This window comes from Novosphingobium sp. (assembly GCF_036803765.1).
Classification (GTDB): Bacteria; Pseudomonadota; Alphaproteobacteria; order Sphingomonadales; family Sphingomonadaceae; genus Novosphingobium.
Genome location: NZ_DAIRTS010000002.1, coordinates 156,833 through 171,426 on the forward strand (window position 1 = coordinate 156,833; position 14,594 = coordinate 171,426).

Below are 14,594 nucleotides of genomic sequence, written 5' to 3' on the forward strand. Positions count from 1 at the left end.
CCCCTGCCCCACAGGTCTAGGGCGTGGTCTTCGATGCACCCATCGAACCCCACCCCTTCGCCCGACAGCCTGACGCGCCGCTATCCGGCGGGTGGCCTCGCCTTCCCGCACCGCGACCTCACCGGGATCGGCCAGCTCGCGCGGCACGAGATCCTCTACCTGCTCGACGAAGCCGAGCCGTGGGTCGAACTCAACCGCCAGTCGCAAAAGCGCGCGGACCTGCTCTCGGGCCTGACCATCATCAACGCCTTTTTCGAGAACAGCACGCGCACGCTGCTCTCGTTCGAGATCGCCGGGAAGCGGCTGGGCGCCGACGTGGTCAACATGCACGCCGCCACCTCGAGCGTGAAGAAGGGCGAGACGCTGATCGACACGGCGATGACGCTCAACGCCATGCGCGCCGATGCCATCGTCATCCGCCATGCCAGCTCGGGTGCGGTGCGGCTGATCGCGGAAAAGGTCGATTGCCCGGTGCTCAATGCCGGTGACGGACAGCACGAGCACCCGACCCAGGCGCTGCTCGATGCGCTGACCATCCGCCATGCCATGGGCCTGCCGCCGGGCAGCGATCTCAACGGCTTGCGCGTCACCATCTGCGGCGACATCCTCCACAGCCGTGTCGCCCGTTCCAATATCCTGTCGCTAACCGCGCTGGGCGCCGAAGTCAGCGTCTGCGCCCCGCCCGCGCTGATGCCGGCCGAGATCGAGGTCATGGGCGTCAAGGTGTTCCACGATTTCGATGCTGCGCTCAAAGGCGCCCAAGTGGTAATGATGCTGCGCCTCCAGATGGAGCGGATGCAAGGCCAATTCATTCCTTCCCCGCGCGAGTATCGCCACCTCTACGGCCTCTCGCTCGAACGGCTGGCCCGTGCCGAGCCCGGCGCGCTGGTCATGCACCCCGGCCCGATGAACCGCGGCGTCGAGATCGACAGCCAGGTCGCCGACCATGTCGAACGCAGCCTCATCACCCGCCAGGTGGAGCGCGGCGTCGCGATCCGCATGGCCTGCCTCGAAGTCCTCACCCGCCGTGCCCGGCAAGTGCCCGGCTGGGCGCCGCTGGGCGGAGACCGCGCATGACCCCGCAGCCCCTCGTCATCATCAACGGCCGGCTGGTCCTGCCCCAGGGCGAGCCATTGGCCGCGCCTTTGCGCTGCGTCGGTGGCCGGATCGTCGCGATCGGCGATGATGCCCAAGCCCAGGATGGCGACAGCGTATTCGATGCCCGCGGCGCGCTGGTGACGCCCGGCCTCGTCGATCTTGGCGTCTTCGCGATCGACAAGCCCGCGTTCCATTTCGGCGGGATCACCCGCGCCGCGCTGATGCCCGACCAGGCACCGCCGCTCGACCATCCCGCGCGCGTCCGCTTCGCCGCGCAATCGGGCAAGCCCGACTTCTGGGTCCACCCGCTCGCCGCCGCCACGCGCGGGCTCGAGGGCAGCGAACTCGCCGAGCTGGCGCTGATGCGCGAGGCCGGCGCCCGCGCGGTCAGCACCGGGCGCCGCTGGATCGCGGATTCGGGCGTCATGCTGCGCCTGCTGTCGTATTGCGCGATGCTCGACCTCGTCGTCGTCACCCATGCCGAGGACGCCGGGATCACCGGCAGCGCAGTCGCCACCGCTGGCGAGGTCGCCACCCGGCTCGGCCTACCCTCCGCGCCTGCCGAGGCCGAGGCCCTTGCCGTCGCCCGCGATTGTGCGCTGGCCGAGATGACCGGCGCGCGCCTACACATTCGCCAGGTGACGACCGCGCGTGCCCTCGACCTCGTGCGCGAGGCCAAGGCGCGCGGGGTGCAGGTGACCGCAGGCGTAACCCCGGCGCACTTCATGCTGTCGGACCTAGAGCTGGTCGACTTCCGCACATTCTGCCGCTTCTCGCCCCCCTTGCGCGCCGATGCCGATCGCAAGGCGGTGATCGCCGCGCTGGCCGACGGCACGATCGACGTGGTCTCCTCCGGCCACGACCCGCGCGGCCCCGAAGACAAGCGCCTGCCGTTCGCCGATGCCGAGCCGGGCATGGCCGGCGCCGAGACGCTGCTGCCGCTGACGCTGACCCTGGTACGCGATGGCGTGATCGACGTGACGCGCGCCTTCACCCTGCTCGCCGGCAACCCGGCGGCGCTGCTCGGCGTCAATGCCGGCCGGCTGGTGGTGGGCGCCGAAGCCGACCTTGCGGTGGTCTCGCCCGACCGCCCTTGGGTCGTCAATTCCGACAAGATGGCCGCGAGCGCAGGCAATACTCCGTTCGACCGCCGCCCTGTCGAAGGGCGGGTGCTGGCGTTGTGGAAAGGCGGCGCGCGGATCGACTGAACCGGCCACGCATCGGCGCGCGGCGCACGAACCCTCCCTTGCGTCGGGGCCGCGTTCCGCGCCATGGTGCATGCCATGATCGCGCAGACCATTCAGCTCTCCCTCGCCCCGGTCTTCGTGCTGGTGGCGATCGGCAACATCATGAATATCCTGACCACGCGGCTCGGTCGCATGGTCGATCGTTCGCGCCACCTGCAGGTGCTGCACGCCGAAACCACCGGCATCGCGCACGACGCGGTGGTGGTCGAGATCCGCTACGTCGACCGCCGCATCCAGCTGATCGGTCGCGCGCTGCTGCTGCTGGTCCTCGCCGGGCTGGCGATCGGCGTCACCGTCGGCTCGCTGTTCTTCATGCAGATGACCAGCATCCGGCACCTCGACGACGTGACCGCCGCGACGTTCTTCATCGCCATCGCACTGCTGATGGCGGCGCTGGTCTATCTCCTGCTGGAAACCCGCCTCGTCGCCAGCACGCTGCGCCTTCCGCCCGAGTTCCTCGAACTCGAGCGCAAGGACCTCTGAGCCGCGCTCAGACGAGCAGCTTTTCGCCCTTCTCGCGGATCATGCCTTCGATCATGCCGCGCGCGAAGCCGAGCCCGGCCGGGACGTCGACGTCGAACACCAGCTGGTTTTCCTCGATCGCGACCGTGCTGGGAATGGTGAAACCCATCGCCGAGATGTTCATCGCCAGGTGATCGCTGTCGACCCACGACGTCTCGACTTGCGCCATGCCGCCGATCAGCTCGCTCGCCTTGCCCGAGGCATCGCCCAGCCGCGATTCGAGGCGGCGCCGCACCTCGTCCTTGCCGAGGGTATGGGGAAGGGTAATCTGCATCACTTGGTCTCCGGTGCCGGCAGATTGGCCGGCTGGGGGGTTGGCGCCCGCGAAGAAGCGGGTGCGTCGAGCGCCGGCGCATCGAGCGCGTCGCCGTAGCGGTAATCGAGATAGCGGCCGCGCACCGCCAGCGCGTCGAGGTCGCCGGCGGCCAGCTGGCGGGTGATCTGGTCGATCTCGCCGCTGATCTTGGTGAGGCCGTCGGCCAGCTGCTGGTCGGCATTGCGCCCGCCCCGCTCCTCGCGGCGCAGGTGCGGCGGAATCTTGCGCCAGCTCTCGACCATGCCGGGCAAATGCTCGCCCACCAGGCTGCGCACTTCGGCCACGGCCGGCTCGGCCGGGTCGATGCCTTCCAGCTGCGCGCCAAGACCATCGAGCTGCAACCCGATCTGGTCGACCAGCCGCACCGCGGGCGCAGGCAGCGCCGGTCGCTGCGCCTCGAGCCACAGCTCGGTGCGGCCAACCATCGTGCGCACGTCGCCGCGGTTGATCGTGCCGAGGTCCGGGACCTTGAGCTTGGGATACGTCGCGAAGAAGGCCAGCGCACCGATGATCGCGACGATCATCAGCAGCAGACCGCCAAGCCCGATGCCGTCGATCACCAGCCCCGCGACCATGCCGGCGAGCAGGATCGCCCCCACCGCCATCGCCATGCGCGTGACCTTGCGCGCCAGGTGGCGCCGCTTCATCTCGGCCGACCGCGCGCCGATCGAACGACGACGCCCCCCGGCGCGCTGGAGCGTCAGGGATTGCCGGGCCTCGGACAGGATACGGTCGGAATCGGACAGGGTCATGGGGTCTTCTATGCTGGAGTTACTGGAGGCCTCTACCACCCCCAACCCCCTCCTCTGAAAAAGAGGGGGCCTAACCTCTCCCCCTCCTCTTCAGAGGAGGGAGGCGGGGGGTGGTGGCAACCTTGAACTGACGTCAAATCACCCCTCCAGGCTCAACAACGACGGTGCACCCGGTTCGGCACCGCGCGCGGCGCCCTCGGCCCTTGCGATATAGCCCTTGGACTTCTCGACCTCGCCCGAAAGCGTGTCGACCGTCTGCTTCATCGCGTCGAGCGCCTTGAGCTTGAAGGTGTCGATGGTGTCCATCGTGTCGTAGATGTTCTGGAACGCGCGCTGCAGCGTTTCCAGCGGCACCGTGCTCGAGGCGGCCATCTCGTGGATCTTGCCGGTCTGCTCGCGCAGCAGCTTGCCGGTGGAATCGATGATGTTGGCGGTCGTGGTGTTGAGCGCGGTGACCTGCTCCAGCACGAGGCGCTGGTTGGTCATCGCCTGCGCCACGGTCACGGCGGTGCGCAGCGCGGCGACGGTGGTCGTGCTGGCGCGGTCCACGCCCTTGACCAGCTCGACGTTGTTCTTCTTGACGAGGTCGAGCGCGAGATAGCCCTGCACCGTCACCGCCATCTGCGTCAACAGGTCCTGGTGCCGCTGGCGGGTATAGAACAGCGCGCTCTCGCGGATCGCCTTGGCCTTGGCCGGATCGCTGTGATCGAGATCGGCGGCGGCGTCTTCCAGCTTGGTGTCGAGCAGGCGCGCGATGGTGATCATCTGCTCGAGATTGCCCATCGCCTCCCACAGCTTCTGCCGCTCTACGTCGATCGCGGCGTTGTCCATCAGCAGCTCGTCCTTGCCCGAGGCCAGGCTGGTGAGGATCGCCTTGATGTGGCCCTGCGACGAGACATAGCCGTCGAAGTACTTCTTCATGCTGTTGCCCAGCGGGATGATGCCCAGCAGCTTGCGGCCCGTGGACAGCTTGCCCTTGCGGCCCGGATCGAGGTCCTCGATCGTGCGGCGCAGTTCGGCGAGGTTCGCACCGACACCGGAATCCTTGTCCATCGCCTTGATCGGGCGATCGAGGAAGCGGTTGGACATGCCTGCGGCCGCGCTGATCTCCTTGCGACCCATCGCGGTCAGCTGGTCGACGCGCTTGCCGAATTCGGGGCTGGCGGCATCCTGTGCCAGCAACTCGTTCACGAAGGCCTCGGCCTTGGCCTCGAGCTTGCTGCGCGCTTCCTCGGCCACCGGAACCAGCCCTGCAGCCTGCGCGGGCGCCACCGCTGGCACCGGCTCGGGCGGGGTCAGCTGGATCGTCGGCGCGGGCTGCGCCAGCGTATCGGTTGCGCTGCTGGATGCGGGAGGGGGCGTCGCCATGATCTGGTCCTGTGAAGCGCGGCAAGTGCGGGTTGTCTTCGGCCGTCGAAGATGGCGGCGGCACCCGCCGGGTGCAAGCTCTATCGGACGAACCGCAACTGGGATCGGCGGGCGTCGACGGCGCCCGCCTGCGCTCCCATGGTTAACCGCGGCTAACGATCGCCTCAGCGCCAGCGCGCAGCCGCCCGGCAAACAAACGTGAATGATGAGGCTGCTAGGCCGATTGATGACGCGATCGTCCGGGCGTTGGCCGGCGCTGCCACTTCCGGGAGGAGGAGACATGCCGGGTTCGGCCCTTTCAAGTACAGTCATGCGGCACAGGGCCCAGGCCTCGATCGGCGCGCGCCTCGTTGCCGGCATCGTCCTGATCCTCTGCGCCGTCCAGCTGTCCAGCATCGTGTTCACCGTGCTCCATGCCGACGACGCGATCTCGGATGCGGCGCTGCGCCGCGCGCAAAGTGCGCTCGACATGGCCTCGACGCTGCATGTCCAGGCGATGACGCACCGCGCCTCGCTGGCGGATGACGACCGCGTCATCGGCACGCTCGACGCGACGATGCATGCCTGGGGCCGCGATACGCGCGGGCTGCAGGTCTGGACGGTGATGAGCCCGCAGACGATGAAATGGCAGTCCCGCCACGACCGGCAGGCCGCCGAACACCCGCATGACCGCCTCGATGCCCACGCGCTGGCAACGGGCACCGAACAGCGTTCGGTCGGCCGCGCAGCGGTCCGCATCGTCCGGCCGGTGGTGCTCGGCCGTGGCCACGCTGCCGATGCGCGCTGCATGGGATGCCACGGCACGGGTGCGGAGGCGGTGCGTCCGGGCGAGGTCATCGGTGCGTACAGCGTTCGTGTCGCCACGGCGCAGGATCGCACCGCGTTCTGGCAGGGTTTCGCGAAAGACACCGCCTTCGTCCTCGCCATGGCGATGGCCGGGGTGGCGGCGATGGCCCTGTGGCTGCGTCGCGCCCTGCTGCGCCCGCTGGTCGAGGTCGAGCGGATCACGCAGCGCCTGGCGAACGGCGCGATCGACGAGCCGGTCACGGGACTAGCCAGCAGCAACGAATTCGGCCGCATCGCCGCCGCGCTCGAAGGGTTCCGCGGCGCACTGGTGCAGCGCCGCGCGCTGGCCGAATACAACGCGTTCCTTGCCGGCCATGATCCTCTCACCGGCCTGCCCAACCGCGCCGCCTTCGTCCTTGCCCTGCGGCAGATGCTGGTCGAGGCCGGCCATGCGCGGGCCTCGGGGCGCGATCTGCGCCAGACGCTCTGCGTCAAGTTCGACATCGCCTGTTTCACCGCGATCAACGACCGGTTGGGCCGCGAGGCGGGGGATGCCGCGCTCTGCGCCCTTGCCCGCCGCCTGCGCGATGCGATGGCGCCGGGGGAAGCGGTGGCGCGGCTCCACGGCGATCTGTTCGCGGCTAGCTGCCTGGTGAGCACCGCTGCCGATGTCGTGTCCTTCATCGATCGCCTTCGCCGCACGGTAGAGGCGCCCCTGCTGATCGGGGAGCAGGACATCGGGCTCTTCGCCCGCATCGGCTACGCCTTTTCGCCCGATGACGGGTCGACCGCCGATGCCCTGCTGGGCAACGCCTGGCTCGCCCTGCGCCGTGCGAAGGCCGACCCGGCCGCCAGCGCCACGCGCTACGACCCCGACGCCGATCAGACCGCACGCCTTCGCCTTGGCCTTGTCGAGGACCTGCGCCACGCGATCGATCGCGACGAGATCGCGGTCCACTACCAGGCGCAGCACGACACCATGACCGGGGCCGTCGTCGGCTACGAGGCGCTGGCGCGCTGGCACCATCCGGTGCGTGGAGCCATCAGCCCGGCCCTGTTCATTCCGCTTGCCGAAGAGTCGGGCCTGATCGACGGCATCGGCGCCCACGTGCTGCGCGAAGCCTGCCTGCTTGCCGCACGCGAGCAGACCCCGGTCCGCGTCGCGGTCAACGTCTCGGCCGTGCAGCTGTGCAATCCCGACTTCGATCGACTGGTTCACCAGACCCTGCTGCAGACCGGCCTTGCCCCCTCGCGTCTCGAGCTCGAACTCACCGAAACCGCGCTCATCACCCATCGCGACCGTGCGCTGCACGCGCTGCGCCGCCTGAAAGCGCTCGGGGTGCAGATTGCGGTCGACGATTTCGGGGTCGGCTATTCCTCGCTCGAGGCGATCAGCCTGTTCCCGATCGACAAGATCAAGGTCGATCGCGCCTTCGTCAGCACCTACGACACCGATCCCAAGGGGCGAATGCTGCTGAAAGCAATCATGACGATCGGCGAATCGCTGCAAGTCCCCATACTGGCCGAGGGCGTGGAGACCGATTCCCAGCTCGCCTTCCTGCGCTCGGTCGGCTGCGCGCAAGTGCAGGGCTACCTGCTCGATTGCCCGCGCCATCGTCACGATCTCCCCTCGGGCGCACTGGGCATACGCGGATCGGGTACGCAGGGATCGGGTACGCAGGGATCGGGTACGCAGGGATCGGTCGGGCCGGCCCTTCCCGCCGTCGCCTGACACCTGCCCCCTCGGGCGCTCGACAGGCACGGGCCCAGCGGCCATGCCGGTTACCCAACCGAGGGAGATACCGATGCAGGTCGCGATATTCGGAGCGTCGGGCGGTATCGGCGCCGCACTCACCACGGCGCTCGCCGCCCGGCCCGAGGTCGAGGCCATCCACACCGGCGCCCGCCGGCCCCTGCCGGGCACCGGCAAGATGCGCCCCTTCACCTTCGACTATGCCGACGAGGCGAGCGTGGCGCGTGCCTGCGACGACCTCGCCGCCCACGGCCCGATCGACATGGTGCTCGTCGCCACCGGCCGCCTGACCCGCGCCGATGGCACCGGACCGGAAAAATCGGTGCGGGCGATCACCGCGGCGGGCCTGGCCGAACAGTTCGCCATCAACGCCATCGGCCCGGCGCTGGTCATGCGCCATGCGCCCTCCCTGCTGCCGCGCGACAGGCGGGCCGTGTTTGCGGCCCTTTCGGCGCGGGTCGGCTCGATCGGCGACAATCGTCTTGGCGGGTGGCACGGCTATCGCGCCGCCAAGGCTGCGCTCAACATGCTGCTGCGGGGCCTCGCCATAGAACTGGCGCGCAGCCATCCGCAGGCGATCGCGGTCGGGCTGCACCCCGGCACGGTCGATACCGGCCTGTCCGCGCCGTTCCACCGCGGTGTCGCCCCGGAATCGCTGTTCACGCCGCAGCGGTCAGCCGATGCGCTGCTTTCCGTGCTCGACGGCCTCGACCCGGCACAAAGCGGCCGGGTGTTCGCGTGGGACGGCGCCGAAATCCCGTTCTGACCCCCGGCGGCGCCCGCGGCTTCAGGCCCCGGGGTTGATCGAGCCGCCGACCGACAGACGCCGCCCGTCGGTGATGATGACCTTGTCGCCCAGGCTCGCCACCTTGAACAGCTTGCTCGCGAAATCCTCGGGCACGCCGACGCAGCCGTTGGTGGCATAGCCCTTCTCGACCTTGGAGCCGTGGATCGAGACGCCATCGTTGGTCAGCCGCAGCATGTAGGGCATCGGCGCGTCATAGATGCTGGACACATGACGCGCGTCCTTTTGGGTGATCGGGAACACCCCGGTCGGCGTCGGCTTGTCGCCATAGCCCTTGAGGATCGCGGTTGCCCCGATCTCGTGCCCGTTGCGGAACACAGACAGCACGCGCGCCTCGAGATCGACGGTGATGACCACCGGCCCCGGCTCGCCCTGGCTCTCGTCCCAATAGGATTGCCCGAAGCGGATCGGCCCGTCGATCTTGAGCACGGACTTGACCACGAAGGGCGAGTCCGGCGCGGCCAGTGCGGAAACGGGCGCCGGCGGCGGCACGGCCCCGGCCGGTGCTGCCGCCGGCGCCGCATTTGCAACTTGCGCGACCCCGCCTCCCGCCGCTGTACTGGCGGTGACGTCGTCGCTGCCACCCGAAAAGGTCTGTGCGAGGTCCTGCCCGACATGGAATGCCAGCAACATGGCAAGGCCGGTCGCGGCCGACCCGATGCCGATCACGGCCAGCCGGCTCCAGCGGTCAGGCCCCTGCCTGCCGCCACGGCGTCCCTTGCGGGGCCAGATCCACTCGCGCCACCGTCGCATCGCGTTATCCACTTCCCCTTGCCAGCCCATCATGCCCGGTCGCAGGCCGCACCGCCAGCCCGACCGAATGCGCGTCCCTATAGGGGACAGCCCATGGGCGGATCGTTAATGCCAGCCGCAAGCATGCGGTTTTTCAGGCTGCCGCAAGGTTGGCTGTGCGACAGGGGTTGCCATGCCATCGCTTTCGACCCTCACCGGCGCTCTGCCCCCGTGGCTGAGCAGCCCCCCTCCCCTGCTCGGCGCCGCGTTCGTGGCGATGCTGCTGGTGCTGTTCGCGGGCCTTGGCCATGGCGGGCTGGCACGTCTGGTGCGCTTTCTCGGTAATACGCTGCTGATCGGCGTCTTCGCGCTGGCGTGCCTGCGCTTTGCCCACCTCGATCCCAGCGTCGCGCCCTTCCTGCCCGGCCTCGGCATGCCCACGGCCAGCGTCTCGGGCGGCGAGGTGCGCGTCCCGCTCGCATCGGACGGGCATTACTGGATCGAGGCCAATGTCAACGGCACCCGCACCCGCTTCATGGTCGATACCGGCGCCACGGTGACGACATTGAGCGGGGAAGCTGCGGCCGAAGCCGGCGTCAAGCCCGACCCCTTGCGCGTGCCGGTCGTCATGCGCACCGCCAATGGCGACGTCGAGGCCCAACTCGCACGAATGGACTCGCTTCACTTCGGCTCGATCGTCGCACGCGATCTCGATGTCGTGGTCAGCGACACGACCGGCGGGCTCAACGTGCTGGGCATGAATTTCCTCACCCGGCTCAAGGGCTGGCGGGTCGAGGAAGGCGTGCTGATCCTCAGCCCGCGTCACCCGCAACCGGTCTAGATCGAGCGGTCCGGCTGACCCCGGCAAAGGTCAGTCGGCGCCACCCCCGCTCGAGCGGCCCCTGCCTGAACCGTGCCAGCCAGGCTTGCGGCCAGGCCAGCATCAGCGCCCATCCCGCCGGCACGAACAGCGGCAGCGTCCAGCGCGGCACAGCATGGGCACCGCCCCAGCCCAGGCCCAGCCCCCAGCCGCAGAACAGCGCGCTCATCACCAGCGTCGTGCCGAGATAGTTGGTGAACGCCGTGCGCCCTGCCGCCGCCATCGCGCGCCCGATCACGGTGCCGGAGAGGTATGGCCAGGCCAGAACCAGCAGCGCGGCATACCCCAGCGCCATCGCCAGCCGCGGCAAGGCGGCGAAATCGGTGGTCAACGCAAAGGTCAGTTGCGGCGGCCAACCCGCTTGCTGTCCCCACGCCACCAGACCAAGGGTCGCCGCAAGTCCGGCCAGCAGCGCGACGCTGCCTGTCGCGGCGATGGTTCGGCGACGCCACGCCCCCGTCAGCGCCCCGCTGCGCAGCAATGCCATGCCCACCAGCATCAGGGGGAAAGTCTCGGAAAAGGTGTTGAGCGTGGCGGTCAGCGGGAAGCCCGGCGTCTCGCCCAGGCGGATCGCCAGCGCTTGCCCAAAGCCTGCGTGCAGCACCCGCCCGTCCTCGTGCAGCGACGCCGCGATCCGCGTCGCAACCTCGTGAACCTGCGCTTGATCGGCCGCATCGCCTTGGCCCGCGTTGACCCGCGCCTCGGTGGCGATGGCAGGCAGCGCTGCGGTCGCGGCAAAGGCATGGGCCAGGACGAAGACCGGCAGCGCGATCGCCAGGAGAGCCGAAGCCGGCAGGCGGCGCAACGGCAGCGCCAGCATGCCGCACAGGGCATAGGCGAACAGGATATCGCCCCACCACAGCAACGCGAAATGGGCATAGCCGATCACCGCCAGCCACAGCAGGCGGCGCAGTTGCAGTCGATCCGCCGGCAACCCGCGACGCTCCGCGCTCTGCGCGAACAACACCATGCTGGCGCCGAACAGCAGCGTGAACAACGCCCGCATCTTGCCATCGAACACGATGAAGCCGACAACGAACCATGCGCTGCCCGAGGCATCGCCCGGCGGCAGCGACGGACTGAGGCTGGCCAGTTGCGGCCCCCAGAACCCGGTTATGTTGATTGCCAGGATACCTAGCACCGCAAAGCCGCGCAGGAAGTCGAGCACGGCAATGCGGGGGGGCGGCGGCGGGACCGGGGTCGGGACTGGAGCCGGAATGGCGGTGTCGCTCATGGTCCTGCCATGCCCGCCCGCCCGTTCGGCTCCAAGCGCGAAATCACCGCACCCGCGATCAGCGGCGGGTCATCCATGCGGCCAGGCTGCAAGTCGCGACCAGTGGGCCGATCCAGTCGATCCAGGCGTCGAGCCTGGTCCAGACGCGCGGGTCGAGCGGCCCCCACCATGGCATGTGGGCCCGCAGGTGCGCGCCGTAATGCTCGATCCAGCGATACTCCGCCTGCGCGACCTCGCGCCCGATGAAATAGGCCGAGGCGATTCCCGCCGCGGCCCACCAGTTACCCGTCATGCGGGCGATGATCACCTGCAGGATCAACGCGATGACCGCGTGCTCGAAATAGTGCATGGAACGTCTACGCGCGAGACGCCGCCACGATCCGCGCCGCGCCGCTTACTTGGCGACGATGCAATCGACACCCACCGACTTGAGGTCGGCACAGGCCCGCCCCGCGTCGGCTTGGCTGGCAAAGCCTCCCGCCAGAAGCCGCGTGACCGAGCCTTGCGACAAATCGATGCGCGGGTGCCCGGCCAGCGACGCCCGCCCGCGGACCCGGGCCCAGAGGCCATCGGCATTGGACCGCTGCGAGAAGGCCCCGAGCTGAACCCGCCAGGGTCCCGTCGCGGCGGCCGTCCGAATCGGCGCCGGCTTGGGCGCGGTGGGGGGAGGCGCAGGGACCGTTTTGCCCACGGCAGGTGCGGCTGCCATCGGGGCAGAAGCCGCGACCTTTGCCGGTGTGCGCGCAGGTTTGGCGACGCTGCCCGCCGTCGGCACGCGCGGCACTGCGACCGGACCGGCAAACGACGCCCCGGCCATGACCTGATCCCCGGTCATACCCTGGCCAGCGTCACTGCCCGCCGCGCCCGAGGGCGGCAAAGGCACGCTGGCAAGCGCTGCTGGCGTTGGCCGCGGCATCACCGGCGCGACCGCCACAGGCTTCGCGGGCTCGTTGCCGGGCACCGGCCCGCTGACCCCGAGCTCTGCCGCGGCCAGCTCGCGCGAGCGCGTGTCGCTGGTCTTGGCCTCGATGTCGCTCGACAGCGAGGCGCCCATCTGCCGCTGTTCGAGCGGGATGACCTCGTTCATTGTGCGCAGGCTTTCCATCGCCTGCGGCAGTCCCGAGGCCGCGGCGCGCGTCATCAGCGCATAGGCGCGGACCCAGTCCTTGGGCTGGTAATCGCCGTTGAACGCCGCCACGCCGAGAATGTACATCGCCCGGGGTTCCCCGCGGTCGGCCGAGGCCCGCAGCCAAGGCAGCGCCTCGCTTTGCCGCCCGCTCTGGAACAGCAGGACGCCGTAATTGTCTGCGGCCCGCGCATGGCCCTGCCGCGCCGCCTTGTGGAACCAGTCTTCGGCCCGTGCCATGTCGCGCAGTATCCCGCGCCCCAGCTTCGCGGCCTGTCCCATGTTGAACTGGGCATCGGCATCACCGCGCGCGGCCGGCCCCTGCCACTGCTGCACCGCGGCGGCATAGTCCCCGCGCGACCAGGCATCGACCCCGGCGCGAACGTCGGCCTGCGCCGGCACGGCCATGATCGCCAGCGCCAGGGCCCCGCCCAGAGTGCCCGCCGCCATCACGCGCTTCATTGCATCCCTGCCGATCATTTGCAGTACCGCGTCCTTGCCCAGCTTGTTGACGGCCCTCATGCCGCAGGAATGGTAAACGCTTTGCTGCGCGAGGTCACGCCCGGCGGCGCCGTGCACCTTTGCCCCGTGTCGACCGCGATGATCGCGGCAAATATGGCCGGGCATTAACCAATATTTCAGCGCGATCTGCGAATCCTCTTGGCCGGCGGGCGGTGTGCGTCCGCCTTGGCACATAGCAGGGGGCATCGTTGCGGGTACTGGCCTTGGCATCGCAGAAGGGCGGATCGGGGAAAACCACCCTGTCCGGTCATCTTGCCGTGCAGGCCGAGCGCGCCGGTGCCGGACCGGTCGTGCTGATCGACATCGACCCTCAAGGCTCGCTGTCCGACTGGTGGAACGAGCGCGAGGCCGAGTTCCCCGCTTTCGCCCAGACCACGGTCGCACGACTCGCCCACGATCTCCAGGCGCTGCGCGCCCAGGGTTTCCGCCTCGCCGTGATCGACACGCCGCCGGCGATCACCATGGCCATCCAGTCGGTGATCGCGCAGGCCGAGCTGATCGTCGTGCCCACGCGCCCCTCGCCCCATGACCTGCGCGCCGTCGGCGCCACCGTCGAGTTGTGCGAACGCGCCCGCAAGCCGCTGATCTTCACCGTCAATGGCGCGACGCCCAAGGCGCGGATCACCGCCGAGGCGATCATCGCCCTGTCGCAGCACGGTACCGTCGCCCCCGTCACGGTCCACCACCGCACCGATTTCGCGGCCTCGATGATCGACGGGCGCACCGTCATGGAAGTCGATCCTGCCGGGCGCTCGGCCGGCGAAGTGGCGCAGCTGTGGGCCTACGTCTCGGAACGGCTCGAGAAGAATTTCCGCCGCACGGTCTTTGCCGTCCCACAGCCCGGCGCTGCGCCGGTGCGTGCGCTCGGCGGCGCCGCGCCGCGCCCGGTCGGGCATTTCGGCCGCCGCGCTACCGGTTCGTGAAGGAGACGCCCATGGCCCAGCCCCGACCCGCCGCCTCGCTGACCGGATCGCTGCTCGCCCGCAAGGGTGCGGCCCGCCCGGCGATGCGTCCGCAGGTCTCGCTGGAATGGATGGATGATGCCGAGCGCGCCGCCATCGGCGCCAACGGCGAAGAGCACATCGAACCCGCACCCGACCATGACGCCGAACACCCCGAAGTGCTTCGCCAGATCGAGCGGCTTTCGCAGATCATGGGCAAGAAGCTTGCCGCGGTCCGTGCGGCCAATGCCGATGTCGAGCAATTGCCCGGTCGCAAGATCGCCTTCACACTGCGCCTCGACCCGCGCCGCCATGCCCTGCTGCGGGCCTGCTGCGCCGCCGAGAAGCGCAGCGCGCAAGCCCTTCTGGTCGAAGCGCTCGACCGCCTGATCGATGCGACGCCGGGGCTGGACGAAATCGCCGCCCAAATGGCCGACGCCACGCATCGCGTGACCAAGCCCGCACCCAAATCTTCCCGCCTCGGCTGACGCCCTGATTCGGAACGCCACGAT

15 protein-coding genes are annotated in these 14,594 nt (G+C 69.4%); 8 read left to right on the top strand and 7 right to left on the bottom strand.

Translation table 11 applies throughout. The features are described from left to right. Window positions 1–33 precede the first annotated feature (33 nt). The 3 genes from V7Q48_RS01845 to V7Q48_RS01855 all read left to right on the top strand — a co-directional run bounded on the left by V7Q48_RS01845 (window position 34) and on the right by V7Q48_RS01855 (window position 2,828). Window positions 34–1,077 (top strand): aspartate carbamoyltransferase catalytic subunit, encoded by a 1,044-nt coding sequence (locus tag V7Q48_RS01845; RefSeq protein ID WP_333835909.1) that lies wholly within the window; start codon window positions 34–36, stop codon window positions 1,075–1,077. Then, window positions 1,074–2,306, top strand: coding sequence for a dihydroorotase (locus V7Q48_RS01850; protein ID WP_333835910.1), 1,233 nt, complete (start codon window positions 1,074–1,076; stop codon window positions 2,304–2,306). The genes V7Q48_RS01845 and V7Q48_RS01850 overlap by 4 nt, the downstream gene beginning before the upstream one ends. 75 nt (window positions 2,307–2,381) lie before the next feature. Next, the gene (locus V7Q48_RS01855) at window positions 2,382–2,828 is read left to right on the top strand and encodes a DUF2721 domain-containing protein (protein WP_333835912.1); all 447 of its coding nucleotides are present in this window, start codon (window positions 2,382–2,384) and stop codon (window positions 2,826–2,828) included. 7 nt (window positions 2,829–2,835) lie between these two features. On the opposite strand, the gene V7Q48_RS01860 is transcribed toward V7Q48_RS01855, so the two are convergent. The 3 genes from V7Q48_RS01860 to V7Q48_RS01870 form a co-directional block, all read right to left on the bottom strand. Beyond that, complete coding sequence (locus V7Q48_RS01860; RefSeq protein ID WP_333835913.1) at window positions 2,836–3,141, bottom strand: polyhydroxyalkanoic acid system family protein; 306 nt, start codon at window positions 3,139–3,141, stop codon at window positions 2,836–2,838. Continuing rightward, window positions 3,141–3,935, bottom strand: coding sequence for a DUF6703 family protein (locus V7Q48_RS01865; RefSeq protein ID WP_333835914.1), 795 nt, complete (start codon window positions 3,933–3,935; stop codon window positions 3,141–3,143). The genes V7Q48_RS01860 and V7Q48_RS01865 overlap by 1 nt, the downstream gene beginning before the upstream one ends. Before the next feature lie 138 nt (window positions 3,936–4,073). Beyond that, window positions 4,074–5,303, bottom strand: coding sequence for a toxic anion resistance protein (locus tag V7Q48_RS01870; protein ID WP_333835916.1), 1,230 nt, complete (start codon window positions 5,301–5,303; stop codon window positions 4,074–4,076). A gap of 310 nt (window positions 5,304–5,613) precedes the next feature. Here V7Q48_RS01870 and V7Q48_RS01875 point away from each other — a divergent pair, with 310 nt between their 5' ends. After that, window positions 5,614–7,821, top strand: a complete 2,208-nt coding sequence (locus tag V7Q48_RS01875; protein WP_333835918.1) for a putative bifunctional diguanylate cyclase/phosphodiesterase — start codon at window positions 5,614–5,616, stop codon at window positions 7,819–7,821. A 73-nt stretch (window positions 7,822–7,894) separates the two neighbouring features. Beyond that, window positions 7,895–8,608, top strand: a complete 714-nt coding sequence (locus V7Q48_RS01880; RefSeq protein ID WP_333835920.1) for an SDR family NAD(P)-dependent oxidoreductase — start codon at window positions 7,895–7,897, stop codon at window positions 8,606–8,608. Window positions 8,609–8,629: 21 nt separating this feature from the next. On the opposite strand, the gene V7Q48_RS01885 is transcribed toward V7Q48_RS01880, so the two are convergent. Beyond that, complete coding sequence (locus V7Q48_RS01885; RefSeq protein WP_333835921.1) at window positions 8,630–9,400, bottom strand: L,D-transpeptidase family protein; 771 nt, start codon at window positions 9,398–9,400, stop codon at window positions 8,630–8,632. Between the two features lie 172 nt (window positions 9,401–9,572). Between V7Q48_RS01885 and V7Q48_RS01890 the strand changes: the two genes are divergently transcribed. Continuing rightward, entirely contained in the window at window positions 9,573–10,220 is a 648-nt protein-coding gene (locus tag V7Q48_RS01890) for a retropepsin-like aspartic protease family protein (protein WP_333835922.1), read from the top strand. Here the strand turns inward: V7Q48_RS01890 and V7Q48_RS01895 are convergent. Genes V7Q48_RS01895 through V7Q48_RS01905 form a run of 3 tightly spaced genes read right to left on the bottom strand, consistent with a single transcriptional unit; the run spans window position 10,192 to window position 13,141 of the window. After that, window positions 10,192–11,493 carry a DUF418 domain-containing protein gene (locus V7Q48_RS01895; protein WP_333835923.1) on the bottom strand — a complete coding sequence of 434 codons (1,302 nt, stop codon included), beginning with the start codon at window positions 11,491–11,493 and terminating at the stop codon, window positions 10,192–10,194. The genes V7Q48_RS01890 and V7Q48_RS01895 overlap by 29 nt on opposite strands. Window positions 11,494–11,551: 58 nt before the next feature. Then, window positions 11,552–11,842 (bottom strand): hypothetical protein, encoded by a 291-nt coding sequence (locus V7Q48_RS01900; RefSeq protein WP_333835924.1) that lies wholly within the window; start codon window positions 11,840–11,842, stop codon window positions 11,552–11,554. 45 nt (window positions 11,843–11,887) lie between these two features. After that, window positions 11,888–13,141, bottom strand: a complete 1,254-nt coding sequence (locus V7Q48_RS01905; RefSeq protein WP_333835926.1) for an SPOR domain-containing protein — start codon at window positions 13,139–13,141, stop codon at window positions 11,888–11,890. A 188-nt stretch (window positions 13,142–13,329) separates the two neighbouring features. On the opposite strand from V7Q48_RS01905, the gene V7Q48_RS01910 reads away from it, so the two are divergent. Together V7Q48_RS01910 and V7Q48_RS01915 are read left to right on the top strand one after the other, a co-directional pair. After that, window positions 13,330–14,064 carry a ParA family protein gene (locus V7Q48_RS01910; protein WP_333835928.1) on the top strand — a complete coding sequence of 245 codons (735 nt, stop codon included), beginning with the start codon at window positions 13,330–13,332 and terminating at the stop codon, window positions 14,062–14,064. An 11-nt stretch (window positions 14,065–14,075) separates the two neighbouring features. After that, window positions 14,076–14,570, top strand: a complete 495-nt coding sequence (locus V7Q48_RS01915; RefSeq protein ID WP_333835929.1) for a hypothetical protein — start codon at window positions 14,076–14,078, stop codon at window positions 14,568–14,570. The last annotated feature ends 24 nt before the right edge of the window (window positions 14,571–14,594 follow it).